The following is a 23,643-nucleotide window of genomic DNA, read 5'->3' on the forward strand; positions in this document are numbered from 1 at the left end:
AGATGAAAATTCCAAATGTTAAACGTTTCAAAGCCTTGAAAAAGCAAAAAGGCTTTACTTTGGTTGAGATCGCGATTGTTCTCGCGATTTTGGCCATGCTGATTTACTTCGCCATTCCAGGTTTGCTGCAGAACAAGGAGGATGCGAAGTACAGCACTGCGCTTAGCCTGCTTGGTAAAGACTTCCCTTCGGCAATTACCAAACAGGTTGCTCGTACCAACGTTTGCAGCGCCGCCAGCATCACGAAGGCACTTCTACAAGATCGCGGTCTGCCTCCGCTGACTGTATGGAATACTGCCTGGACGGTGTCTTCTGTTACTTCGAACACCGTTACGATCAACTACACGATCGACTCATCGGACACTAAAGTTGCTGGTGACATGGCTACAGCCTTGGCAAGCAGCAACAACGTTGTTTCGGCTACTGCCAGCGGCACAGGTAGCATCAACGTGGCCTATCGCTGCAACTGATCGAGGATTAAAACAATGCCTTACTGGTCAGTACGCTATATCGGTCAATCGGGATCTATTGGTTCTGAGACGGTCAATGCGGAAACTCGCGAGCAAGCGATTACCAAATGTGGTCAACCAGCTCATATCATTCAGGCGGTGTCGATCGATCATTTTGGTGGCCTTAAGGCGTTGTTTAAAGGTCGTCAGTTCCCTCTTGTTGAGCAGGTGCTATTCCTGACGACCATCGCTTCAAAGTTGACTTCAGGTAAAACGATCGGCAAGGCAGTAAAGGAATCGGTTCCTTATCAGCGTTTAAAAATAACAGACGCACAGCTCGATGTTTGTGAAACTCCTAAAGACTACCTTGAACTTTTGCGATTTGACAGTACAGCTATCCAGATTGCGGATGCGGGTGACAAAGTAGGTAAATTGCCTGCATCACTGTTTAGGGCCGCCAAGTCAATTTCAGATCATGTGGCGGTCACAAAAGAATTTAGTAAGGCTCTGCGTCAGGGTCTGGTTTACTCCTGCTTAGGTCTTGCGTTCATAATTGCGATACCGCTTTTTGCTGGTAGTGCTATTAATGACTTTATTGTAGTGCAACGTATCCCATTGCAGTTGAATGGTCTCAGCGACCTGGTCATGTTTTTATATCGCCTGTATACCCAGTACTTTGTTCTGATTGTTGGAGGACTATGCGCTGGGTACCTCTTCAGAGATAAGATCTGGAAAAGCGCAAGAGACTTGCCAGTTCTGAAGTTTATAAATGACCGTATTAAGATTCGTCGTGGAATGGATTTTGTTACCTCTTATCATTTGCTTCAGGCAAGTGGATTCAACAATCCGCAAATTTTTAAATTTCTTGAGTTGCGCTCTAAAGGTCTTACTCATAGCTTGTATCTTGAGGCTAGCGAAAGATTGTCTGAGGGTCGAAAGTTAAGTGATGCCTTTGATAATCCCGAGTGGCCTGAACTTATCAGTCAAAACCTACAAGGATTTGAAGATCAAAACCCTGAAGGTCGTGATGTGGTTCTACAGAATTTAACGGAAGCTCTGAAGGCCTACTATTTCAGTTACTCTGAAAAAATAACCAATACTTGTTCTTTTGTTGGCTTTCTTATGATGCTGATTAGTATTGCGATGCTTGCGATCGGTTTCTATATGCCTATCGTTAACTTGAACCAAGCACTAAAGCATATGTCATGAAGCGGTCATCTGGTTTCACTCTGGTTGAGATCGCAGTTGTACTCGCGATTCTTGGGTTGCTGGGCGCTGCGATCATCCCAAACATTTCTGATCGTATGCTGCAAGCGCGAGCCGGGGCATCCATTGAACAAGCAAGAATGATTCTTCAGGTCTGTGAGTCTGCCCGAAAAAATGTGCTGACCAGTACGATGAATGCCCAAGGCCAGATGGTGCATACATACCCATCGCTCCCTAATTGGGCTTCGACCCAGGCACTTCAAGCATTGCTGAGTAAAAACTACGATCTGCCTGTTAAGAACTCACTTGGCACAGATTTTCTTGTGAAGTTTGACTCCGCCCGCTGTTATGTCGCGGTTGATTTAACCTTTCTACAAGATAACTACGCCGGTATGGAAACGTTGACTGTTAATGGAAACACTAGAGTCATTGTTACGTCTAAGCCATCACGGTCTGTGAATCCGTCTTGGGTTATTTCACAAAAGCGCTTTTTGAGCGGTGAAGCAACACGGTAATTCTTAATTGAATGTAGCAGTTAACATTATTATTAGAAACATCAAGCCTATTTCTTGATTCATGATCCAGGTTTTAAAAGGGAGCTTTTTATGGGGGCGGTTACAAATGCAAGTGATGAACCAAATGCGCAGATGTCGCCCGAGAATGCGACCAACATCTATCTAACTCAAAAAATTCTCGAAATGGAGGACAATACGGGGCTGTTCGCTGCAATGACTCCGCCTGGTCCTTGGCGAGATTTTTTCGAACAGATGTGTACAGAGAAGGTGAAATCCAAGAGGACCCTTTCTGCGAACTTCACACAGCCATTCCTGGGTCATCGTTATCGATGCCTCCTAGCCAGTTCAGTCGCTGGTATGGGGGTAAGCATGCGCCGACTGATGTCGACTGTGCCGCGGTTTCGCGAGGATTTGAACCTTGATTGGGGAGTCGTACAGCAACTTACCCAGGGTACTGGCCTAACGATTTTTGCTGGGCAAATGGGTTCGGGTAAGTCGACGACGATGATCGCCGCGATGGAAAAGATGGGGCGTCGCACCCGCGGTGGGTTAGGTACCGTTGAAGAACCAATCGAATTTATCTTTCCTGGTACTGGTGTCATCCAGCGTGAGGTCGGGACTGACGTCGACTCGTTTGCTGAAGCGATCAAGGATTTTGTGCGTCAGAACCGTAAGACCATTATGGTCGGTGAAATCCGAGATCCTGAAACAGCAAACGCAGCTATCCTGGCTGCATCTACAGGCCACAGCGTCTATGCGACGCTTCATGCTGACAGCGCGATCGACATCATTCTGCGAATGCAGGCCTTGGTTGACAGTAAGTACCTGAGGATTCTACCGAGCACTCTGCGTGGCTTGTGGTGGCAGCACATCGTTCGCCACGGCGATCAGGACCGACCTCCGGTTCCTATCTATGAATCCCTTTACGTAACATCTCAGGTCCGCTCGATTATTGAGACTGGGCCAGAGCGTCTCAATCAGTTGATGGCCGAAATGCAACGTCAAGGTCGCAAAAATATGTCCGAGGTAGCCATGGACATGGTGCGGTCTCGTAAGTTGAAAAAGGATGAGGTTGCCGAGTGGGTTAATCGCCGCGGCCGGCTTAATGACATCGATGTTCGTCTGTGATGCTTGAGGGCTACTCGCGTAGCCCTTTTACTTTGGTGCCTGCATCTCGGTGTAGATCTGCAGCTTTGCCGGCTCTGCGGGGTAGCCGAAGTGATACCCCTGACCGAACTCAATTCCCATGCTCGTAGCTAAAGCCAAATCAGCTTCGTTCTCGATACCCTCCAGCACCACTCTCTTACCCAGCAAACGGCAGTGCTTCACTAGGCGCTGAACTTCCGCTCTGACCCTTTCCGATGTCTGCAATTCTAGCGTTGTTTCGCGCGATAGCTTGCAACCAGCAACTGCATTGTTCTGCAGGAGCGATCGCTTTGCATACCCGTCGCGGATGTCGTCGACCATGAGCGTTAATGTCTTCACCTTCAACGCATCCAGTCGCTTGGCCAGAACTGACGCGTCGATATCGGCGGTCTCGGTGATCTCAAACGCCACACGCTCGATTGTTCTGCTCTCGACCAGGGATTGAATAGCATCATCCAGGAACGAATGGTGGCCAATCGAGATCTGGGAGGCATTGACCCATACGTGGAGAGTTGGCCGTGTGATGGCGAGTCTAATGACATCCTGTAAAACCCATCTATCAATCGTGACGATACTTCCGTCCATTTCGGCGGCAGCTACCACGGCGGCGGGGCCATGAGCGACACCATCGATCTGCACTCGAAGTAGGGACTCAAATGCGATTACGTTCCGAGCCTCGGATTTGATGTTGACGATTGGCTGGTAGGCCAGCCAGTAGCTTTGATAACCCAGACCCGGCTGTGGGCACACCAATGTTTCGGTAGAACTCGGCTTCATGTGGGGAAATCCAAAAATGGATGCATTCACCCTTAATAGTGGGTAGGGAGTGATCCGTTTCGGGCCTTTTTTCTGGAGGTCGGCAAAATATAGGCTTGTCCTTCTCATGGCCTGGTGGCACAGCAACCCGTCGTTATGCTGGGCTTATCGAAATGGGAGGCAAATATTCATGAATTTTCTGACTCACTTGGCTGCACTGACTGACGGCACGCTGATCCTCGCTTCAACCGAGCGTGTAGCTCGACATCTGAAAATGCAATCGTCCCTATTGCAGTCTGTGGACGGCAAGAAGGCATGGTTTGCGAAAGGGAAGATCTTAACTATCACCTCCTGGCTGGAATCGGCATGGCATGACCTGATGCCTGATGAACAGCTGCTCTATCCCATCCAGGAGTTGGCCGTTGTTAAGTCGGTTATCGATCAGTCAGGTTTGCTCCCGGCGAACATGATCTCCTCCACGAACGCTGCACGGCGTATCAGCCAAGCGTACTCGTTGGTCCACAAATACCAAATCCCGATGGATCGTGAGCGTTTCGCGTTCAAGGATGAGTTCGAGGCCTTCTTTAAGTGGAAGGAGCAGCTTGCTGCTGTCTGCGCGGCGAAGAAGTTTGTCTTCCGTGCCCACCTTCCTGCCCGTCTTCTGCAGGCCATCAATGCCGGCCTACTGGATGTTCCAGAAAAAATTGTAATTGTCGGCATGATCGACATGAATCCTGCTGAGCGAGCTGTTTTTCAAGCACTTCAAAGCCGTGGGACGGAATTGATTGAAGTCTCCACTGAAGGGGAGAAAGCAACGCCTCGAATGGTGCGAGCTCATAACGCGGTGGCTGAATATGCTGAACTTGCCAAGTGGGTTGGCGAACAGCTGGCACCATATGTTGAAACACCACTGGCCGCTCCTACGATTGCGATTTTGGTTGCGGACCTTCGCACTCAGCAAACTCCCTTGCTTGAGGCACTGAGTCTCCACGCTAGCCCTGGCTCTCTTTTACCCGCCGGAGATAACGGCGAGGTGCGCGCGCCATGGGACATTTCAAGTGGTGCGACTCTTGGAAGCAAGCCAATGATTCGCGCCGCGATGGACATCCTGTCGCTTACCCCGCAGAAGGCTGAACTTGAGTCCTTGAGTCGTGTTCTGCGTTCGCGTTGGATTAGCGGGTCTATGGCGGAGGGGGCGTGCCGTGCTTTGCTTGATGTTTGGCTGCGCCAAAACATGGGCCTCAATATGGGAGGCAATGACTTTCTGCGGGCGATTGCTGCGTACAAAGGCGGTGCCGTACCTGATTTCCGTGCTCGCTTCGCCGGCCACTTGGAAGCGCAGATCACCGGAGCCTCTGAACGATATCCATCCGAGTGGGCTGAACACTTCAATTTGTCTCTTGAAGGCATGGGGTGGCCTGGCCAGCGCGAACTCGACAGCGCGGCATTTCAGACATTGAAGGCATGGGAAGAGGCACTAGCTCTGTTCCGCACGCTCGATGGACAACTCGGATCGGTTCCATATGCTCGTGCGTTCATGTGGCTTCGCGAAATCGTTGACACCCGTCAGTTCCAGCCTCGGATCTCCCACGTCGCGCCGGTGTCCATCCTTGGCTATGAGGACGCCATCGGCCTGACGTTTGATGCGGTATGGGTGCTCGGCGCTGCCAACACAGTACTTCCTGAGCGTGCTGAGCCTTCGCCGTTTATTCCAACTGACCTGCAAATCGCGGCAGGCATTGCCGAAGCCTCCAGCGAAGCCACGTTGATCCGCGCACAAAAGGTCGTTGCCGCGCTGCTGAGCACAAGCGAGTCGGTTACCGTGTCGTGTGCTTCCCATAACGAGAAAGGTGCTCCTCTGGGGGCTAGCGAGCTGTTTGGTACCTGGCCTTCAACGTCGCCGAAGATTGAATCTAAGGGGCTGTTCATCGACCAGATGCTCGGCACATTGAACCGCGCTGTATTCGATCCTGAGGAGGTCCCGGCTGTATCTGCTGACGAGTTGACGACTCTCAAGGGTGGCGTAGCTATCTTCAAAAACTACGCTGAGTCCCCGTTCTTCGCCTTTGCGATTAACCGCTTGCAGGCTCAGATGTTTCCGGTACCAGTTATCGGACTTGATCCGCAGATTCAGGGGACGATGGTTCACCTTGTTCTTGAACTCTTCTGGCGTGATGTCCGCACCTCTGAAGCCCTCAAGGCGATGAATGACGAGGAACTGTTCGACAAGGTTCAGGGGCACGTTGCCGGTGCATCTGAGAAGCTCCTGAACAAACTCATCTGGCGCTACGGTGCTCGCCTCATCAGCCTTGAACAGATGCGTCTGTGTGCGCTGGTGATTGAATGGCTTGAACTGGAGAAGCTGCGCGAGTTTGAGTTTGAGGTCCTGGGATTTGAAGAACCGCATGAAATCAAAATCGGGGACCTGTCATTGACTGTTCGTATTGACCGCCGGGACCGAGTTTTCCTTGATGCGAAAAAAGAGACCTATCGTGACGTCGTCCACGACTACAAGACCGGCAACACGCTGAGAAAGAACTGCCTCGATGCTCGCAAAATGACTGAACCTCAGTTGCCCATCTACGCCACTCAGATCGATCTCCAAGGTAAAGGGTCTACCAGCATTGACGGTGTTTCGCTGGCCCAGGTCAACTCAAAATCCTTGGGTTTTCATACCCGCAGTAACTTCACCCCAGCACTCATCAAGAAGGGGAAGGGTGAAGTCCCACCGTTGAGTGCTTTTGAGGATGCTTGGCACGAACAGCGGGACGAATGGGCGACTGCACTGGACTCGATGAGTGCTGGCTTCATCGAAGGGTTGGCAAATCTTCAGCTTCGAGGGAACACGTACCCAATCGGTTACGAGTACCTGGCCGATCTGGCTCGCTAACCAGCGAACTCAACCAGCTCCATTCAAACCCCGGACGGGCAACCCCTGATCCGGGTTTTTTCTTTTTGGGTGGATGTCGCTGAGGGTGGTGGCACATTTTCCCGCCGTTAATCTGGGTCCATCACAAAGGAGTTTCCCAGATGACCGCATTCGTACAGCTGCCAAGCCTTCCACACCTCGATCCAATTTTCGAAGCCATTGCTGCTTTGAATCCGCACGATGGCGCTGTTCGGGCGCTGGCTATTGATCCACGCCGTTCCATGGCGCTGATGGCCCCAGCGGGCTCAGGTAAAACCACAACCCTGCAATTGCGTCTGCTGGCTTGCCTGACGACGGTAGAGCGTCCAGAAGAAGTGCTGGCGATCACCTTCACCAACATGGCCGCTGCTGAAATCGTGGAGCGTGTCATGGGTGCGCTGTCGCAGGCGGCCACCGGCATCGTGCCCACTGCGGCGCATGAAATTCCGCAATACAATCTGGCGCGCTTGGTGCTGGAGCGTGACAAGCAGCTGGGGTGGAACTTGCTTCTGAACCCAAGCCGTCTGCGTATCATGACCTTCGACAGCTTCTGCGCCTTTCTGGCCAGCAAAACCCCGATCATGTCCGGGTTGGGCGGCGGCAAGACGACTGATGACGCATCGCGGATTTACCGTCTTGCCATTCTTGAGACCCTGCAGTCGGTCAATGACGACGATTTGCCGGAAGCACTGGCTGATGCGCTCAAGGCCGTGCTGGGTTTCGCTAAAAACCGCTTTGAAACGCTGGTGCCGATGTTTGCCAACCTGTTGGCCAAGCGTGACCAGTGGGCCAGCCGAATCATGAACCTGGACATCGGTGTCATGCAGGAGGCTGTTTCTGACATGGTCCTGCAGGCCGCCGATCAGGCGCTGGAGGCAATTCGCGGCACCGACGTTGAATCCTGCATGGCTTGCACCACCGCCGCCTCTGGCGTGTTCTCAGAGTTTCCGTGGGCGGTTTCGCGGCCTAGCCTGTCGACCGATCCAGCTTGCCTGGCATATCTGCGCGACTTTGCCGGTTACATGCTTACCAAGGAAGGCAAACTCCGCTCCAAGGTTGACTCTCGAAATGGCTTTCCAGCGAAGCACGAGTTGACCAAAGAGATGAACGGCCTGCTGGCCAGCATCAAGGGGAATGGTCAGGCCGAAGAGTTTTCGGATGCCCTGTGCGTTTTGGCATCGCTCCCGGACCTGCAATACCCAGAAGCGTCGGCAGAGATGTGCCGACACTTCACGATCATTCTGCGTTACTTGCTGGCGAACCTGACACTCACTTTCGAGGCGACCAACTCGCTCGACTTCCCTGAGATTGCCCAGCGCGCCATTCAGTCGCTCGGTACCGAAGAGAGTGTGGGTGATGCACTGCTGGATGAAGACCGTATTGCTCACATCCTCGTGGACGAAGTTCAGGACACCAACCAGGCCCAGTTCGACCTGTTGCTGCTGCTGACTGCGCACTGGGAAAACACTGATGGTCGGTCCATCTTTTTCTGTGGCGATTTGATGCAAGCGATCTACTACTTTCGTGGTGGGGACGTGACGCTCTTCAACAACATGGTTGAGTCCCGAACCTTTGGCGCGAAGGAGCTGGAGGTGCTTTACCTTGTCGTGAACTTCCGCTCATCTCCGGGCGTCGTGAACTGGAACAACGAGACCTACGCGAAGATCTTCGCAAACTCGCCATTCAAGTTCGTGCCATCTGTGCCATTTCGCGGGGGCGAGGGTGGCTTCCACGTTCGGCCAGTGTCGACCGGGCCCATTGGTGAAGCGCAGGAAGTCGCACGCATCATCAAGGACGTGCAAGCCAAAGATCCGACCAAGTCCATCGCGATTCTGGTGCGTGGGCGTTCCCACCTGAAATACATCCTGCCCGAGCTAAAAGCCGAGGGCATTGAAGTGACCGGCCAAGACATCGATCCAATTTCGGAATCTGTTCCGGTGACTGAAGTGATCGCACTGACCCGCGCTCGTTGGCATGCCGGTGATCGCACCTCTTGGCTGACGCTCTGCCGAGCATCCTTTGTGGGCTTGAGCTGGAAGGATTGCCTCACTGTAGCGCGCGGCGGTCAGGTGGTTCATGAATCGCTGAAAAGCGAGGCTGTTCAAGAGCAACTCTCTCCTGACGGGCGCATTCGCGTTAAACGCCTTCTGAGCGTTCTGGACAGCGTTGATCGCTCCAGCCGTGGCGCAGAGTTGGCGTGGGCCGTTAAATCGACCTGGATGGCGCTGGGCGGCCCCGCAACTGTGAATGAGGGGGAGATGGATGACGTAGAGACCATTTTCAAGCTACTCGCCAAACACACTGAAACTGGCGACCTGACTGACCCACAAGCTTTCTTCGGTGATATCGACAGCGCATACGCGAGTCCAAAGCCCGGATCTGTCACCGCCATGACCATGCACAAAGCCAAGGGCCTTGAATACGATTGCGTAATCATTCCGGGCCTGAACAAAAAGGGCAGCCGGGACGAGACCCCCTTGTTCTACTGGCGTCAGGCAGCGGGTATTTTCACGATCGTTCCCAACCTGGGGCATCTGGACAAAACCACTCCTGAGAGCCGACTGTTCAGTTTCATTGGCAAAATGGTTCGTCAGGACCTGATCGAAGAACGCGGACGTCTGGCGTACGTCGGTACCACCCGTGCCAAACAGGATTGCTATCTGGTGACGGCTGTTGGCCGCCTGATGGATGATGAAGACGAGGAAGATGCTGAGGAGGGTGGCTACATCTCCTCGACGATCAAGCCAGCGTCTGGATCGTTGCTTGAATGCCTCTGGCCGGCGGTCGGCGATATCGTCAGCCAGGTGGAGAGTGGGATTCCAATCTCTGCCCCAGTCACAACTGGTGTACCGTCGAAAGCACGTTTGGATGCCGACTACAGTGTCCAACTGCCGAAAGGCGCGTTCATCCCGGCAGCGAGCAACGATCAGATGCCAACTGAGACCGAGCTGAACGATGAGTTGCGCGAAGAAGAGGGGAGTGATTATCGCGCGAAGACAGTAGGGATTGTATTCCACTGGGTGGTAGAGCTGATCGGCAAAGAGGGTGTGGATACGTGGACTGAAGAGCGGGTGAAATCCAAGGCTCAAGCGATTTCGTCGCGACTGCGCCGTGAAGGATACCCTGCTGCCGAGGTCCCATCTGCTGTCGCTCGGGTGATTGATCTCGTGGTGAAGACCATTCAGAGCCCGCGTGGACAGTGGATTCTGAAAAAGCGCCCAGGCTCCGGGCAAGAGGTTCAGGTTAGCGCCTACATGGGCGGTCGGTGGGTTCACCGGTACCTTGATCTGTCGTTCGTAGATGACGACACCTATTGGATTTGCGACTACAAGTCGCCTGATTGTCCCGTAGGCATGAACCCTCAGGTGTTTCTCCAGCGTGAGGCCGCCCGTTACGCACCGAAGATGCAGCAGTACGAGCGCGCTGTGAGAGACGCAGGCATTAACCTGAAAATCAAAAAGGCGCTGTTCTACCCAGCATTCGATGGATTCATCGAGGTAGCAGCCTAAACCTTAGCGCCCTTCGAACCGGATCTTGCGGCTTCGAGGGGTCACGCTTCGGCGGCGGTGAAGGGGGCGCGAATCTTGCGCCCTTTTTTTATGCATCGAACTCACAACCTCACCTCGGAGGCCAATGAGAGCCTCGAACAATTCGTGGTCATAAGGGATCTCAATGCACTGGTCATTGAAGGCGAGCATCCCAACCACATCCTGGGTTTTGAAATTGATTGCAGCCAGGCCCATGTAGAGCTGCACTTGATAAAACTCACGGCGTCGCACAACCCCTTTGTGCTTCCGGTTCTTGAATTCGCCGATGATGATTCGGCCTGAGCGTTTCACTTTGAAGATCGCATCCGGCTCACCACCTACGCCCAGCGCGCCGATCCGGCGACGAGGATGTCCACTCCCAAGATCGGACCCGACTAATTCGTGCAGGGCTTCATTCAGTCCAAAGAGCTTAAATATCTGCGCAGGAGCCTTGGCCTTGAGCAGAAAGTAGAGCGCCAATCCAAGGAGGATTAAACCGATCACTGTATACATGGATTAGACCGGAATGATTTTGAAATAGAGGAGGGCGGCGATCAGGATGATCAGGCCGATGATGAATAGAGCCTTGTTCGGGCCAGCGCCGATCCGAGCATGTGCGGCCGTTCCCATTCGAGCGGCTTTTGCGTTGTAGGCACCGCCGCCGGCCTTTACGAATGCAACAGGATCTTCTGCGTACGCAGCGAGCTTACTGACAGCCAAGTTCTTACCCGTACTCATGCCATTTCCTTTCGAGGCGCCTTGTAGAAGAACGCCTTGTAGCCGTTGAAGAAGAGCACGCCTTCATCTTCCAGGGTTTTAAAAGCGCGGCTCCCAGACCGCCGCTCCACACCGGCCAACGTTCGAATTTCTTCCTTGCTGGCTTGAACCTCGATGCCGCGCGGAGTGTGCGTCGAATCGGGATGCTGAACCAACACATTGACCACGCGCTCAATCCGCTCCAAGTCCTTGGCAAAGTGGAGGTGCGCGGCGTTGGAATGTAGCGCCATGAGATGCAGCTCGGCAGCGAGGAGCACAGTCTCGCTGTATTTGAGGTCGTTCATGAAGGCCTGGTACTTGTCCTTCGACACTTTCAGCAGTGACGCAGGGGTCCTTGTCTTGTATAGAAATTTCACCTGGTCATGCCTAAGAGGGCAGATCACATCCCCGCGGCGCAGCGCGTCGACGAAGATAGGTTTGCTTGAACTCTGGGGCGAAACGCCATGGACGATGATGCAGCCGCTCAGGAGGATGTAGAAATCGCCCTTGTCGGCTACCAATGGTTGATTGGCGTTGAGATCGATGACGCTGCCATAGGCGGAGCCTTGCAGGAGCCAACTCCCCCAACTACCGGCATGCGGCGCGGTGCCAAACCAAGCTGGTTGGGGGGTTTCGAGCAGAGTGAGGGATGGGCTTTTCATCGTCGCCATTATTTTGCGTCCTTCAAATCGTACTGGCCCTGATAAGGCTCGATCTTGGCGTTGATACTGGTGGGCAAATACAGCGAGATCAGAGACGCAATCGCCTCAGAGGTTGGCCTCATCACCAAGAGGACGCCCTGCACTCTTTTAGCATTTGCGCAGTAAAGCCCGCCCGAGCCGTCGGAGTTGAGTTCGCGCAAAATCACATGCCGGCGGCGTTCAGTCGGAAGGGCAAGAGGTCCCTTGATCCGGATGCCAGATGTCCTCAGCAATGAGGTTTTAATAATGGATGCGGCTTGGCGAACGGCTTGAGTGTCCAGGCCCTCGATGACGATGTAAAAGCTCTCAGAGGTAAAGTTCGACCGCATTGACTTGGGATCGGCAAGATCCCAAGGCTTAACGTGCTTTGCTTCGCTGTACATGGAGCAGACCTGTAGACACTCTATTCCCCTAATAGTGGGTAGGGAGTGCTCCTTTTTCGGCCCTTTTGAGACTTAATATTGGGAAAACCCCAATATTTTTTTGTGATGGTGTACGGCCCGGGCGAAAGCTTTTTGTGAGCGATGAAGACGCCAGGCCGAAAACAGGGGTGGGTTTTTGCGCACTTGGATGGTCATCGGACCTGACAGCGATCCAAGGATCAAGTCGTAGAGAGCCAGTAATTCGGCGTCATTCACTGCTTCAACATCGACAAGGGATTGCTGATGCCTGTCGGCGGCCTGGCTGATGATTCGTTGCTTCCACTGTCGGTACCAATTGTTCAAACGTCGCATTCTCCAAGGTGATGCTGGCGCCTTTGGGCGAGCATAGTGAACTACGTCAACCCCTGGAATTAGGCCCTGCGCCAGGCAGTGTAACGACACTCACGGCGTCGCCAACTGTCTTTCGCATATCCTCCCGAAGTGAAGTCATGACTGATCAGTCATGGCCAATTTTGGGTTTGGAATTTTCAGGGGGTGTTTTGGCTTTCGGTTTCTGAGGCCACTGATACTATTCCGATTCCAAAGGAGTTCCAGCCAAAGTGGGCTGCCGAAATTCTTCATCGAATACCGCATCAACAGCTATGGGAAGTCCCGGATGAATGCATCCAATCGGCGTCACACAAGGTACTCAGTCCCTGAGGGTGCTCTGGTAAGTCAGAAAATTAGGAGCAAGGGCGCGCTCGCCTGGATGCTTGGGTGGGCGGACTGCCGGTTGCGCGATATCTCCATTGCAGGCGCTCTCATTTTGACCGAGAAGAAATTCGGCATTGGCGACAAGATCAGCATCAAGCTGAATCCGCGGAAGGATGCGGAACTTGTGTTCGAGGGGGAGGTGGTCAATTGCACCAAGGACCCGAGGACTGGTCATTTTCAGCTGGGGATCGCAATTCAGTCCCCGGAGCAAAGGAGTCCTGAGGAAGCGTTTTTCAACAAGCTTGAATCAATTTTCCACCAGGTCGCATGACGCGACTGGAGATAAAAAAACAAAAGGCCCAACCATCAGGATGGTTGAGCCTTGTGTAAGTCGAGGAAACGCAGCGGCACCACAGGCAATAATTCGGTTAGAAGGAGGGGTGTCTTAGGAGTTAGGAGGTTCCAGCTACCTATGCGCTTCCTCAAAAAACGTTAGGATCTCAAAACCGTCAAAAACCAGACGGTGAGTGCTAGTGCACACATTCTCTACCATTCCACATCGTCATGGAAGACCAATTTTGCAGTTTTGAGGTAGTAAATGTGTGCTATTTCAATGCAAAGCGTGACCTGCTTCACATCACACGCGCAACGCAGTGTGCTCAGTAAAACACTCAGACAGTTTAGTTGTGAGAAGGTTCCCGAATGGTGAATATATTTTCACCGTTTTTTGACGCCTCCGCTCAACAATTCAGAGAGCCCTGGAAAACCCGCAAAAAGTTCTCGCATGCGTAATCTTTTTGCGGGTTTTTTGTCAGCCTAATCGGGGCGCGCCAAAGATTCGCTTCATTACCTGAGCTCCCTTCGGGGCTTCATCGGGGACGAGCTGCACGACGGTGTAGAGGGAGCCAGATTCGGTTGTATTGAACACCAAATGCAGGTTGTGGCCCTTCAGACCAATGAATGGGGAGGCGTAGAGCATGGCCGTGTTCATTTCCTCGGACTTGGACAGATCCATTTGCCGCCTGAATCCGAAGATGAGACGCGACTCAAACCGCGACCACAGATATTCATCCGGGCTGTCAGTCACAAACACCAGGTTGAGACCAATGCTTCTGGCAAGCTTCAGGCCGGCGGTGATGGAATCCAGATCCCGAGCAAGCGGGACTCGATCGATAATCAGTGCCCGGCCCCGAACGGAGTTTTCTTCGAGCGCGGCATAGTGAGCCGCCACCAGATGTTCAAGAGTGTAGGTCTGAATAGGGATGATGGATATCGCCAGACGGTTCTGCGGCTTTTCCTTTCGGGCTCCCAGGAGGTAGGAACTATGATCCTCGGCGAGAGGCTGGCGGAACACGTCGTGGTTTTTGTTGTAGCGATTGATGTAGTCGTCGCCATCGGCGTTGCAACGGACAACTGCCACCTGAAGGTCAGTCAGATTGTTGAGACAGATCTCTTGATCAATCCACTGGGAGGTCTCGCGTGCTTCCGTATGGATGATGAGGGTATGGCCTGCGTAGTCACGCCCAAGGAGATATTGTGAAGGCGGGATGAAGCCCGTACGCGCCTTGAAGCGAGCGAGCTCATTTGGGTCTGTAGAGGTAGGATCGATCTTGTCGCTCATAGCGTAGGTTTTGAGCGCTTCGAAGTTGGAAAACCCCCACATGATTGCAATCAGCGTCCCCTGTGGATGACCGGCCAGAATGTTCGGGATGCCCGGAGCGACCATGTTCTGGCTCATGCGCAGAAACTCCATCATCTGCATTGCGCGGTCAGGGATGGCCTTGATCTCCACCGGGGTTTTAATCTTCATCAGGCCACTGATCGGATCAACCAATTGGTCCTGATTAAGATCGATCGACTCGTAGCCATATGCCCTGGCCACAATGCTGGTCGCCTGGTCGGCAGTCAGCCCCAATGCCTTTTGGGCGATCAGGCGTTCCTGTTGTTCCTTGTACATGCTTACGAATCCAGAAATTGGCCGATGGGTTGATTGCGCTCCACGAAGCTGACATAGGCTTGGTAAAGGCACTCATCCGCTTCGGAAGTGATTGAGTTGGCCAGCATTCGGTAAGCCCGGCGAAGGTCCGGCTTGATGTCTAATGTGCCGGTTTCAAGCACCTTGACGAGATCAACGATTGCGCGCACGTAGCCGCCAGTTGCCGCACGCTCAATAAAACGCAACCCCTTCTCGACGTCATAATCCGGACGCTGTTTCATCAGGTGCTGCAGGCCATACGTATAGCAAGCCAATTTGGACGCTGGTTGTGTCACTGCTGCCAGGCGCAGCCAGTGATCGGCCTTTTCGGGGTTGGGCTCAACGCCGATGCCGTGATTCAGGCAGCGCGCGATTTGGAACATCGCATCGCTGTTTTGTTTGTTCGCCAGATCGAGAATGTCCCGATAAGCATTCGAGCGGCTGCGCTCATCGTTCGACTCAAGATCGCGAGTCAGGCTGGCCAGGCGGAGTGTGGTATTGCCCACAGTTGGCTGCATAGATTTTCCGTGCCTTATTCTGGAAGGGATACGCGCTTGTTGCGTTTTTTCGGTGTCTTTTCTACCGGGTCGAATTTTCGATAGCCATCTTTGTATTGGTAGATATGCATGGCCTCAATGTACGGTTGTTCCTCGAGCCGTGCACGCGTAGATCGCCCCTGGTTTTCCCGGGTACCCGCTTTGGCTGCTACAGGGTCGTACGAGGCCAAGGGATCGATTCGCGGCGGTGGCGATTCAATGTCGTAAACAAATGGCGTTTGCGCGAGAACAAAATCTGGCTCGTTATCCCCATCTTTGAATCGGGCTCGAATATGAGGAGCCACGGGGCGGTGAATACAAACCTGCTCGTTGGTGTTTTCCAGCTTTTCCAGCATTTCCAGGGCGTAAACCAACTTGCGCTCCAGTGAGCCTTCGAGCGCGTCGTCCAATCGCGGGCGGTAGCCGTGTAGATCAAACAGCTGCTTGTCCCATAAGGCAATCAGGTCTTTAGCCTGCCACTTGACCCCTGAGGAACCTACATGCCAATAGAAGCGGATGAACTGCGGGTCGGAAAGAATCACGGTAGTCCTGATCGCTTGAAGGCTGGAGATACCGGGGAATTTTTTCCACAAGGCCTTCCGTTCCTTGGGTAGAAGCAAGCTGACCAGCTTGAATAATTCAAGTCGAATCCTGTTGGTTTTTTCCAGGCTTTGGATTGCAAGCTTGGGTAACGCCAAAGCACCCGGAGCCCGAAACGTCTCTTTGGGGCTTTGTTCGGACATGAGGAAGATGTTCGTCAAAACGTCTTTAGCGCACTGCGCAGCTGCGGCCCCGAACAGTGCCTCTACCGGAATCGGGTCACTAACAGAAACCCGTGGTGACTTACGAAGCTCAATCCCGAAAATGGCGTCCACACGAATATGTGCGGTAGAGGCATTGAGGATGAGCTTCAACGCATCCAACTCTTCTATGAGCTCATTGACAAGTTGGAACGCGCCACTGGCATTACTTAGGTAGGGGGACATGTGTTCGCGCCTGCTTTGCTGGTGCTTTCAATCTAACGCCGCCGCCGGGAAAAACGAGGGGTGTTTTGAGGTGTTGACCCATTCTCCCATCGTTAGACTGGGTCGCGTACTCAAAATAGGGGTTGGAAATTTGTCACTGGCGAAAGCGTTCCAAAACTCGAAGAACCTTGCTGACTTGACGTCCACTTGGGTTAGGCACGTCAAAGCAGAAATGCAGGCTAAAGGTGTCGATACGACATTGAAGCTCCAGGTTGGGGATTCAGCTTCGTTGGTCGCTCCGGCCGCGCTGGTGGCCGGGGTGGTTGTCGAATCTGGATTGACCTATGACCAGTCCCCCTTGCGGGTGCTCCTGATTGCCAGTGACCCTCTCGTTCGCTTTGATCGTTCGACTTGGGCATCCATGGCCGGCGACTTTCTCGGCAACCCTGGAAAAATCGAGATCATCCTCAACGTTGAGGAAGACGCCGTCAGTTCAGGTTTTCCGATTGCTGAAGCGCTATGCCTGAAGCCATGCACGGTGCTTTCACATGAGGAAGCACGTCATGCGGCAGCTGAGCGGATAGACCTGGCGATTTGGGTACACCCCGCCACCGAGTCGATGGACGCCGCGGAGCGTGAAAACAGCGCGACGGCGATTGCACTCGCCAACGCCGACGTACCTACCTATGTCACCTCATTCAACGAAGTCGACCTTTTGGGCCAAAATTATCTGCTCAATGAATTGTCGGTGGAGTTGCAACCTATAGGGGGGCAGCTGGCGCGGGGCAGTCGCGCGATCAACAGGTTTGGCATTTCAACAGCGGGTCTGGGCCTCGAAGGGGGATGGTGCGCAATTTTCTCCAGGCTGGAACCTGCTTCAACTCAGGTTGATGGACTCGATATTCAAAGGGTCAAAACCGCGCTCGGGCTCTTATGCGTCGAGGGCGCTATCCACAACGCCTGGTCACTTGGCCAGCACATCAATGGGGTCGCGTTCAATCGAGTTCTCCCGGTTGGGTTGATCGGCAACATGGCCGTCGATGCAAAGACCGGGCATTTGTTCTCTGAGAACGATGCTACGAAAGAGCTGGAGTTGGTCGGTCACCTGTGGAAAAGCAAATTGACCACTATGCCAACGGATAAACGTGAGCTTCTTTTGTGGGCGTGCGATGTAAAGCTGTCATTCCTGGCGGCACTCCCGAAGGAGGACGGCAAACGCAAAGAGGCCATTGGCATCCTTGAATCAGGGTTCAATGCTGGGGTGACATCGGCGGGGGTCGGGCTGGCCCGTGCATACGAAGCGTCGAAACTGGATAGCGGGAAGGACAAGGCGCAGGCCCTGTACTCTCAGATCGGGGCTAGCCATCCCATCAGTGCTTATGCGCTTGCCTACCAGGCGTATGAAGGTGGTGATGCAGCCAAGGCCGAGGCGCTATTCCAAGCTTCTTCCGATCTCGGTTATCCGGTTGCTCAGGCAGATTTAGGGAAACTGCTGCATTCAGCAGGCCGTTATCAGGAAGGTGTTCGACAGCTAAACCTCGCCGCGAAGGCGGGTGACCCAGAAGCCAACTATGTGCTGGGTGAACTGGCGGCGAAGGGCAACCTATTCCTGGAGTCTCTCGACTATTTGCGAAAGGCCTGGCAATTCGGGCATGCAGAGGCGGCCAACCTTGGCCAGCAGATCGCCCAGCACATGCTGGATAATTCAATCGGCAAACGCTCACTAATCAAGCGCGAACTGAAGGAAGTGACGGCGTTTCTGGTGAAGCTGGCGACGCGTGCTGCCAAGATCGCCCATGAAAATGAGCGTACCGCAAAGCTCGCGAAAGAGATGCTGGAAGCAACGCTTACAAAGCAGCAGAAGGCGTCACCGGATCAATGAGTGGGCGTGAGCGCGACACGCACCCGGTAGTCAGGATGCTCGCCGTTATGGCTGCAGCAACCCTGATTGTTGGGTTGTTGAACAACTGCGCGAGCGCTGAGCCTGCAAAGCCCAATGTCACTTTTCAAATCAGTTATTACCCAGTGTCCGGCCATTCGATTGCTGAGATTCGCAATTCGATCGGACAAAACACGCCGAGCAAAGAGGGCGACGTTTTTTACGCTGGGGTCACGATCTGGGACCTGAACTCAAGCTTCGACATGGTTGGCTCGCCGTCGGGCTGCACTCTCACCAATAGCCAGGTGTACCTCAACACGACTATCCACCTTCCGCAGTTAGCGGACCAAAGCCTGGTATCTGATGGGGTACGAAGCGAGTGGACGCGTTTTAGCAACGCGCTCAAGACGCACGAAATGATGCACGCCAAAAATGCGTATCGAGCTGCATCAACACTCTTGAGCAAGATCAACAACTTGAGCACCTCGGTGCAATGTGACCGGGCCCGGATAATTATTCAGGAAGGTACCGATGCACTGATCAAGCGAATAACAGAGTTCGATCGTGATCTAGATAACGAGACAGAGCACGGAAGAACTCAGGGCGCATACCTCAACCTCGGCGTCCGATGAGCGCAACCCGGCGCCGGCGAACAATAAGTAAAAGCGGAGCGCAGTAGATGACGTCAGTTGTAGAGCCATATTCATCGGCAGTTTGCAGCAGCTACGACAGGGCTATCGCGGCAAACCTTATGAGGCTTAGTGGACTTATGTTTATGCAGGAACTGGGGCGCTTCACTGTAGGTGGGCACAAATGACTTTCGACTCAAAGACTGCCGGGCTTGCATCAGATGCCGTCTGCACGATCGGTCCGTTTCACTTCCATTGGGTTCGGTCGGCCGAGTCCAGTCACTGCACGGCAATCGCGGTAGCAGAAAAGTTCTCGCATGTGGAAACCGTACGGGTCGAAACTCTTATGAGCGCAGACAGTGGTAGCTGGATGCTGGCGTTTCTGAACAGGGCGTCCCAGGCTTACCGAGAGCAAGCTGGTGGAGTTCTCGACATTGGGTGGCACTGGGTGCGTTACAGCGGCCTCCACGGCTCGAAAGAGGTGCCGGCGGAGTGGGACGGGCATCATTGGGGTTCGACATCATTCGCCGGCCTGCCGCGCAATGCCGTAGAGGTCTTGGGGTCAATCCCAATGCGAATGCCGGCGGCGCTGCCATTCAGTGAACAGCTACTGAGTCTTTTGGCGGCGACACCGGTTAAATCTGAGTGATGATGAGCGACGCATGGATTGATGCACTACAGGTAGCAGGGATGCTGGGGCAATACTGATGGCACCGATGCGACCAACGTCAGTTGATCAGAAAGAGTTTTGACTTACGTCGGCAGGCACCTCGAGGAAAATTGCCAGTAAGGTTCAAGGCTAAACGCCGCGCGAGTTCATATTCGTACGGCAGCATGCCGTAGCCATTTTTCTCTAAGTAAGAAATTGCATCAACGACCAAGCCGCCCCGAGCTCGCTCATGCTGCTTTGCGTTTTCGGCAAAAACGCTTTTTCCCTTTCCGGTCGTGCCGAACTTATCAGTATAAAAGCCAACGTCTGAATTAGAAGGATGGAAGGTGTATTCTCGTTCCGTGTCCATAGGTTCTCCATTTAGTGATGTGAAAACTGATTATTTTGCTGTTGTAATCATTGCGTTACTGTTACCTGGCGGTGTACTTACCACCTTGGCGGAGCAAATCGACTGAGAACACAGCAGAACTGCAATGCCAAATAACGCTAAGCGATAAAGTGCTGATGTTGGATAGCAGTGTGAGCCAATGTTGCTCAAGGCATAGTCCTTCATAAAAATGTCAATTAAGGATAACGGCGGCCGAACGACTTTCAAGTGCGCTTGTTCAATTAATTCAGGCTGCGCTTACAACTAATCAGTCCGTATGTCGTGGCGAATTAACGTCTTCCTGCCAAGAACCGAAATTAAGCCTTCATTGTTCATGTCTTGCATGATCCGCCCGACCAATTCGCGGGTACAGCCCACCATCATGGCGATCTCTATGCGAGTAGCCTTCACAACGTATCCGTCTGGATGGTCGACAGCATCTGGAAGCTGGCATAGGTCCAGGAGCGCACTTGAGATGCGCCCTCGAACATCGTAGAACGCAAACTGACCAACTTTGCGCACTACCTCTGAAAACCGCTTAGAGAGCTCACTGGACACTGCCAAGAGCACTTCAGGGTCTCTTCGACCGATCCCAAGTAGCTGGCTTCGTTTGACCTCGATTACAGAACACTCTGATCTTGCATGCGCGCTTAGCTGGATCTGATTTACACCTTCGATCAGATGGTGGTCGAGCAACCCAAATAGTTCTCCAGCGACCAAATGAATCACGGTCAAGCTATTGCCCTCCTGATCGGCGAGTTGGAGCGTGACAGTCCCTTCGTCGATGAGATAAATACGGGGCTCTTCATGGTCGAACCGGCTGATGACCGTCAGTGCCTCAAGCGTGTGTGAGGCTCCGGTTTGGCGGAACAAATTCCTGACACGACCTTTCATTTTCAATGTGTCGAGGCCGGGTATTTTCATTTGAGCTCCATTTGTCAGTGGCCGGCGACTCAATCACTGTTTGTGAACAAGAATTCACACCGGCTTTGACAGGGAAGATACGGACAAAAACTGCTTGGTGTTAGCCAAAGTAGGGGCTGGATTTTCGCGGCCCTACTTTGGGTGGCAACAGCTTGATGGCCATTCCAAAATCAGGTCTTGATCCCCATCTTCAAATTTGGAAAAGGACCTTTTCAGTGAGCCAATCAGAGCGCCCGCCGTACGCCGTTGATGATCTCCCGCTTCTATGGCGGATACCGGCGGCGATCCTCCACTACGCTTTCGATCTCTTGGAGGTCAGGCACGAGCGCTCTTGGGTTCAGGGGCGGGAATCGGCGCTTCAGCAGCTGGATGGGGTAGTAAAACGGGGAAGTAATGACCAGCACGGCAACGGGGCCACAAGGATCATCATTGGCTACCGCAACGAGAAGGAACACTGCGTGCCAGGCAGTGACCGCACGATTTTCAATGAATCGCGATTGACTGTCTCCAATGAAGTCAAGGCAAGAATGCGTGGGGATTGTGGTTCATTCCTACCGGCCAATGAGCAGCCTACGGCCGAGCAATGGAAGGCCATTTTTTCCTCGGGGCACACCACAGAAATCGCCGGTGCCGCTGGTACCGGAAAATCAACGGCTCTCCTGTTTCGAGTCCTTCTGCTAAACCGGTATCTCGGCGTCTCATTGGACGAAGTGTGCGTACTTACCTTTAGCCGCGAATCGCGACTTGAGATGGCTACCGGCCTGGCAGAATTGTTTTCTAAATGGGGGGCACCGCTGACAACTTTGGAAGCTCAGCAGATTGTGAAAACACCACGATCGGCAGTGCTTGAATTGGCCCATTCACTCCCGGATCTGGGCAGCTGTGTGCCCTTTGAAGTTCTGAGCCCGGCGGCCACCGAAATCGTTCACGATGGTCGGCCTTTCGACTACCGCCTGACACCTGGGCAGCAGGAAGAAATGGGCAAGTGCTTTCAGCAGCTATTTTTGGCTAACCGCCGATTTGCTGAGTTGGTAACAACGCTTTTTGGAGTGTCAATGCAGGTTGAGCGGCTTGCAGTTGACCACCCCGAAGTAGTCAAGCGTGCGCCGATGGCGTGGGGCCTAAGCAGTGTCGACACAGAGCTTTGCGATTGCATCGAATCTCTTTGGCGCGCCGCAGGGAAATGGCCGCTGGTGGGAATTACGCCTTCCCGCAAGCAATTCACCCTTCGAGGGAAAACCTACAGCACCAATGGGTACATTCCACAACTCAATGCACACGTTGTCCTGGGTTTCGATCGTGGAGAGGCCAGACACCTGACAAGAAACGCAAGCGTCAGAACCGAGGCGTACAAGGAAGTTGCCGTGAAACGAACGCTTTTCCAGGCCTACTTCCCTGAGAGGTTGATTCACCTTGACTCCTATCAGGAGGCCCAGCAGCTGATCAAAACCCTGAGTTCGCTTACCAAGCTGGCACCTGAGTTCAATCACAAGCTCAGCGGGGCGAGCTCGGCGGTGCCCATTCTTGAGGCCTTTTACGAACTAGCTTCCATCATCGATACCCTCGGGTTGGAAGTTGCGACTGTTGCAGGGCAGATGAACTTCTTACCTGGGGATGCAGACGCGGTTTTTTTTGAATCGCTGGGGATTTACTGGCAGGCTCTGGAGCGGCACCTAATTGCGCTGCCAAACCCCAGCCTGACGTTCGGCAGGCTGTTCGATATGTTCAGCGACCGGCATGCTGACAATCTGATGCACGTCCCCGCGGCGGCCCTTAGCCGATTCCGCCACTTGCTCATTGATAATGCCGAGGATCATGGGATGCCTACGGCCGGCTGGGTGCGAGGAGTCCTATCCGAGAACCGGCGCAGAGATCTCACCCGTGACGCATCGACCGAGCTTTGCACTTCCCTTTGTATTGCCGGTGATAGCAACCAATGGGTGTTCGGTACCCGAGGAACATCTCCGCAGCAGCTAAACGATCTTGAGGCCACATTTCCCGCACCGACGCAGCCAGTCCGAGTTGTACTTCAGGAATGTCATCGATCCACCCAGGCGATCGTCGACGCCGGGCACAACCTTATCCAGAACCTGACGCCGGCCATTGGGCGGCTGACGACATCCACCAGGAAGGTTCGCGGTGACGAGCAGCCTGTCGAAATTTGGGGCGATGACCCCGCGACGTTCCATCAGATCTGCAAAGCCCACTACGGCGACGGAGACCTGATCTTAATTCTGGCGGATACACCACAGGATGTAGCCTGGCTCGATGCAGCTGCCGGCGATTTGATCCGCGAGGATCGTGCGGCCGGTGGGCGCAAGATTCGGGTTCGCTCCTATCACAAGGCCAAGGCTTTGGAAGCGGATGTTGTGTTCATGGTTGGCGACCCAGCTGGAGGTGGTTCGTCCTGGTACCGCAACCAACTCTACAAAATTGCCGGGTTCAGCACCGGCGGCGACCTGACGCCCGGGGATACGGTTCTTGAAAATGAAGCGGTCCGGTTGGTCCATGTAGGGGCTACCCGGGCAAAAAAACGGTGCCTATGGTTTCCCATTTCGGGGAATCAATCAGGCCGGACTGCTTCGAGGTTGGTGACCCTGTCCCCAGGGCTGTTCAAGGACAATCGGGTGTAGCCCACCAGTTATGCGTTGCGTGGAG

General features: G+C 53.6%; 22 protein-coding genes. 11 read left to right on the forward strand and 11 right to left on the reverse strand.

Annotated elements, in window-relative coordinates:
• The first annotated feature begins 2 nt into the window (after positions 1-2).
• The 4 genes from QF010_RS03500 to QF010_RS03515 all read left to right on the forward strand — a co-directional run bounded on the left by QF010_RS03500 (position 3) and on the right by QF010_RS03515 (position 3,298).
• Positions 3-470 carry a prepilin-type N-terminal cleavage/methylation domain-containing protein gene (locus tag QF010_RS03500; protein WP_429380324.1) on the forward strand — a complete coding sequence of 156 codons (468 nt, stop codon included), beginning with the start codon at positions 3-5 and terminating at the stop codon, positions 468-470.
• Between the two features lie 15 nt (positions 471-485).
• Entirely contained in the window at positions 486-1,658 is a 1,173-nt protein-coding gene (locus QF010_RS03505; protein WP_429380322.1) for a type II secretion system F family protein, read from the forward strand.
• A complete protein-coding gene (locus QF010_RS03510; RefSeq protein WP_429380320.1) occupies positions 1,655-2,170 on the forward strand; it encodes a type II secretion system protein in 516 nt (171 codons plus the stop codon). The genes QF010_RS03505 and QF010_RS03510 overlap by 4 nt, the downstream gene beginning before the upstream one ends.
• Positions 2,171-2,260: 90 nt before the next feature.
• Positions 2,261-3,298: an ATPase, T2SS/T4P/T4SS family gene (locus QF010_RS03515; protein WP_429380318.1), complete on the forward strand. Its 1,038-nt coding sequence runs from the start codon at positions 2,261-2,263 to the stop codon at positions 3,296-3,298.
• Positions 3,299-3,325: 27 nt separating this feature from the next.
• Here QF010_RS03515 and QF010_RS03520 read toward each other — a convergent pair whose 3' ends face one another.
• Positions 3,326-4,093 carry an EAL domain-containing protein gene (locus QF010_RS03520; protein WP_429380316.1) on the reverse strand — a complete coding sequence of 256 codons (768 nt, stop codon included), beginning with the start codon at positions 4,091-4,093 and terminating at the stop codon, positions 3,326-3,328.
• Positions 4,094-4,262: 169 nt separating this feature from the next.
• Between QF010_RS03520 and QF010_RS03525 the strand changes: the two genes are divergently transcribed.
• Complete coding sequence (locus tag QF010_RS03525) at positions 4,263-6,962, forward strand: PD-(D/E)XK nuclease family protein (RefSeq protein WP_429380314.1); 2,700 nt, start codon at positions 4,263-4,265, stop codon at positions 6,960-6,962.
• 260 nt (positions 6,963-7,222) lie between these two features.
• Complete coding sequence (locus QF010_RS03530) at positions 7,223-10,489, forward strand: UvrD-helicase domain-containing protein (RefSeq protein ID WP_429532484.1); 3,267 nt, start codon at positions 7,223-7,225, stop codon at positions 10,487-10,489.
• A 3-nt stretch (positions 10,490-10,492) separates the two neighbouring features.
• Here the strand turns inward: QF010_RS03530 and QF010_RS03535 are convergent, their stop codons facing one another.
• The 5 genes from QF010_RS03535 to QF010_RS03555 form a co-directional block, all read right to left on the reverse strand.
• Complete coding sequence (locus QF010_RS03535; RefSeq protein ID WP_429380310.1) at positions 10,493-11,020, reverse strand: hypothetical protein; 528 nt, start codon at positions 11,018-11,020, stop codon at positions 10,493-10,495.
• A gap of 3 nt (positions 11,021-11,023) precedes the next feature.
• Positions 11,024-11,245, reverse strand: coding sequence for a hypothetical protein (locus QF010_RS03540; RefSeq protein WP_429380308.1), 222 nt, complete (start codon positions 11,243-11,245; stop codon positions 11,024-11,026).
• Positions 11,242-11,934: a Crp/Fnr family transcriptional regulator gene (locus QF010_RS03545; RefSeq protein ID WP_429380306.1), complete on the reverse strand. Its 693-nt coding sequence runs from the start codon at positions 11,932-11,934 to the stop codon at positions 11,242-11,244. Before QF010_RS03545 ends, QF010_RS03540 begins: the two co-directional genes overlap by 4 nt.
• Positions 11,934-12,347 carry an uS10 family ribosomal protein gene (locus QF010_RS03550; RefSeq protein ID WP_429380304.1) on the reverse strand — a complete coding sequence of 138 codons (414 nt, stop codon included), beginning with the start codon at positions 12,345-12,347 and terminating at the stop codon, positions 11,934-11,936. Before QF010_RS03550 ends, QF010_RS03545 begins: the two co-directional genes overlap by 1 nt.
• Before the next feature lie 72 nt (positions 12,348-12,419).
• Positions 12,420-12,689, reverse strand: a complete 270-nt coding sequence (locus tag QF010_RS03555) for a hypothetical protein (protein ID WP_429380302.1) — start codon at positions 12,687-12,689, stop codon at positions 12,420-12,422.
• A 313-nt stretch (positions 12,690-13,002) separates the two neighbouring features.
• Between QF010_RS03555 and QF010_RS03560 the strand changes: the two genes are divergently transcribed.
• On the forward strand, positions 13,003-13,371 hold the full coding sequence (locus QF010_RS03560; RefSeq protein ID WP_429380300.1) for a PilZ domain-containing protein: 369 nt from the start codon (positions 13,003-13,005) through the stop codon (positions 13,369-13,371).
• 480 nt (positions 13,372-13,851) lie between these two features.
• Here QF010_RS03560 and QF010_RS03565 read toward each other — a convergent pair whose 3' ends face one another.
• From QF010_RS03565 to QF010_RS03575, 3 genes are read right to left on the reverse strand one after another with little or no spacing between them, the layout of a single operon-like run.
• Positions 13,852-14,997, reverse strand: coding sequence for a hypothetical protein (locus tag QF010_RS03565; RefSeq protein WP_429380298.1), 1,146 nt, complete (start codon positions 14,995-14,997; stop codon positions 13,852-13,854).
• Between the two features lie 2 nt (positions 14,998-14,999).
• The gene (locus QF010_RS03570; protein WP_429532485.1) at positions 15,000-15,521 is read right to left on the reverse strand and encodes a tetratricopeptide repeat protein; all 522 of its coding nucleotides are present in this window, start codon (positions 15,519-15,521) and stop codon (positions 15,000-15,002) included.
• Between the two features lie 26 nt (positions 15,522-15,547).
• On the reverse strand, positions 15,548-16,537 hold the full coding sequence (locus tag QF010_RS03575; protein WP_429380294.1) for a DNA replication terminus site-binding protein: 990 nt from the start codon (positions 16,535-16,537) through the stop codon (positions 15,548-15,550).
• Here QF010_RS03575 and QF010_RS03580 point away from each other — a divergent pair.
• The 3 genes from QF010_RS03580 (at position 16,536) to QF010_RS03590 (ending at position 19,673) form a co-directional block, all read left to right on the forward strand.
• A complete protein-coding gene (locus QF010_RS03580) occupies positions 16,536-18,398 on the forward strand; it encodes a tetratricopeptide repeat protein (protein ID WP_429380292.1) in 1,863 nt (620 codons plus the stop codon). The two genes, QF010_RS03575 and QF010_RS03580, sit on opposite strands and share 2 nt — an antisense overlap.
• Before the next feature lie 47 nt (positions 18,399-18,445).
• The gene (locus QF010_RS03585; protein WP_429380290.1) at positions 18,446-19,027 is read left to right on the forward strand and encodes a DUF922 domain-containing protein; all 582 of its coding nucleotides are present in this window, start codon (positions 18,446-18,448) and stop codon (positions 19,025-19,027) included.
• Positions 19,028-19,208: 181 nt separating this feature from the next.
• On the forward strand, positions 19,209-19,673 hold the full coding sequence (locus tag QF010_RS03590) for a hypothetical protein (protein WP_429380288.1): 465 nt from the start codon (positions 19,209-19,211) through the stop codon (positions 19,671-19,673).
• 79 nt (positions 19,674-19,752) lie between these two features.
• Here the strand turns inward: QF010_RS03590 and QF010_RS03595 are convergent, their stop codons facing one another.
• Positions 19,753-20,043, reverse strand: a complete 291-nt coding sequence (locus QF010_RS03595) for a hypothetical protein (protein WP_429380286.1) — start codon at positions 20,041-20,043, stop codon at positions 19,753-19,755.
• A 282-nt stretch (positions 20,044-20,325) separates the two neighbouring features.
• Positions 20,326-20,985, reverse strand: coding sequence for a helix-turn-helix domain-containing protein (locus tag QF010_RS03600; protein ID WP_429380284.1), 660 nt, complete (start codon positions 20,983-20,985; stop codon positions 20,326-20,328).
• Positions 20,986-21,140: 155 nt separating this feature from the next.
• Between QF010_RS03600 and QF010_RS03605 the strand changes: the two genes are divergently transcribed.
• Positions 21,141-23,618, forward strand: coding sequence for a UvrD-helicase domain-containing protein (locus QF010_RS03605; RefSeq protein ID WP_429380282.1), 2,478 nt, complete (start codon positions 21,141-21,143; stop codon positions 23,616-23,618).
• Positions 23,619-23,643: the final 25 nt, after the last annotated feature.

It is taken from the genome of Pseudomonas silensiensis, assembly GCF_050434865.1.
GTDB classification, from domain to species: domain Bacteria; phylum Pseudomonadota; class Gammaproteobacteria; order Pseudomonadales; family Pseudomonadaceae; genus Aquipseudomonas; species Aquipseudomonas fluorescens_W.

Excerpts from the sequence above, each read along its gene's own strand:
- QF010_RS03595 (WP_429380286.1), bottom strand. The coding sequence starts at position 20,043 with ATGGACACGGAACGAGAATACACCTTCCATCCTTCTAATTCAGACGTT.
- QF010_RS03560 (WP_429380300.1), top strand. The coding sequence starts at position 13,003 with ATGAATGCATCCAATCGGCGTCACACAAGGTACTCAGTCCCTGAGGGT.
- QF010_RS03540 (WP_429380308.1), bottom strand. The coding sequence starts at position 11,245 with ATGAGTACGGGTAAGAACTTGGCTGTCAGTAAGCTCGCTGCGTACGCA.
- QF010_RS03530 (WP_429532484.1), top strand. The coding sequence starts at position 7,223 with ATGGCGCTGATGGCCCCAGCGGGCTCAGGTAAAACCACAACCCTGCAA.
- QF010_RS03600 (WP_429380284.1), bottom strand. The coding sequence starts at position 20,985 with ATGAAAATACCCGGCCTCGACACATTGAAAATGAAAGGTCGTGTCAGG.
- QF010_RS03565 (WP_429380298.1), bottom strand. The coding sequence starts at position 14,997 with ATGTACAAGGAACAACAGGAACGCCTGATCGCCCAAAAGGCATTGGGG.
- QF010_RS03510 (WP_429380320.1), top strand. The coding sequence starts at position 1,655 with ATGAAGCGGTCATCTGGTTTCACTCTGGTTGAGATCGCAGTTGTACTC.
- QF010_RS03525 (WP_429380314.1), top strand. The coding sequence starts at position 4,263 with ATGAATTTTCTGACTCACTTGGCTGCACTGACTGACGGCACGCTGATC.
- QF010_RS03550 (WP_429380304.1), bottom strand. The coding sequence starts at position 12,347 with ATGTACAGCGAAGCAAAGCACGTTAAGCCTTGGGATCTTGCCGATCCC.
- QF010_RS03580 (WP_429380292.1), top strand. The coding sequence starts at position 16,536 with ATGTGTTCGCGCCTGCTTTGCTGGTGCTTTCAATCTAACGCCGCCGCC.
- QF010_RS03505 (WP_429380322.1), top strand. The coding sequence starts at position 486 with ATGCCTTACTGGTCAGTACGCTATATCGGTCAATCGGGATCTATTGGT.
- QF010_RS03535 (WP_429380310.1), bottom strand. The coding sequence starts at position 11,020 with ATGTATACAGTGATCGGTTTAATCCTCCTTGGATTGGCGCTCTACTTT.
- QF010_RS03590 (WP_429380288.1), top strand. The coding sequence starts at position 19,209 with ATGACTTTCGACTCAAAGACTGCCGGGCTTGCATCAGATGCCGTCTGC.
- QF010_RS03500 (WP_429380324.1), top strand. The coding sequence starts at position 3 with ATGAAAATTCCAAATGTTAAACGTTTCAAAGCCTTGAAAAAGCAAAAA.
- QF010_RS03605 (WP_429380282.1), top strand. The coding sequence starts at position 21,141 with ATGGCCATTCCAAAATCAGGTCTTGATCCCCATCTTCAAATTTGGAAA.
- QF010_RS03545 (WP_429380306.1), bottom strand. The coding sequence starts at position 11,934 with ATGGCGACGATGAAAAGCCCATCCCTCACTCTGCTCGAAACCCCCCAA.
- QF010_RS03585 (WP_429380290.1), top strand. The coding sequence starts at position 18,446 with ATGGCTGCAGCAACCCTGATTGTTGGGTTGTTGAACAACTGCGCGAGC.
- QF010_RS03515 (WP_429380318.1), top strand. The coding sequence starts at position 2,261 with ATGGGGGCGGTTACAAATGCAAGTGATGAACCAAATGCGCAGATGTCG.
- QF010_RS03575 (WP_429380294.1), bottom strand. The coding sequence starts at position 16,537 with ATGTCCCCCTACCTAAGTAATGCCAGTGGCGCGTTCCAACTTGTCAAT.
- QF010_RS03520 (WP_429380316.1), bottom strand. The coding sequence starts at position 4,093 with ATGAAGCCGAGTTCTACCGAAACATTGGTGTGCCCACAGCCGGGTCTG.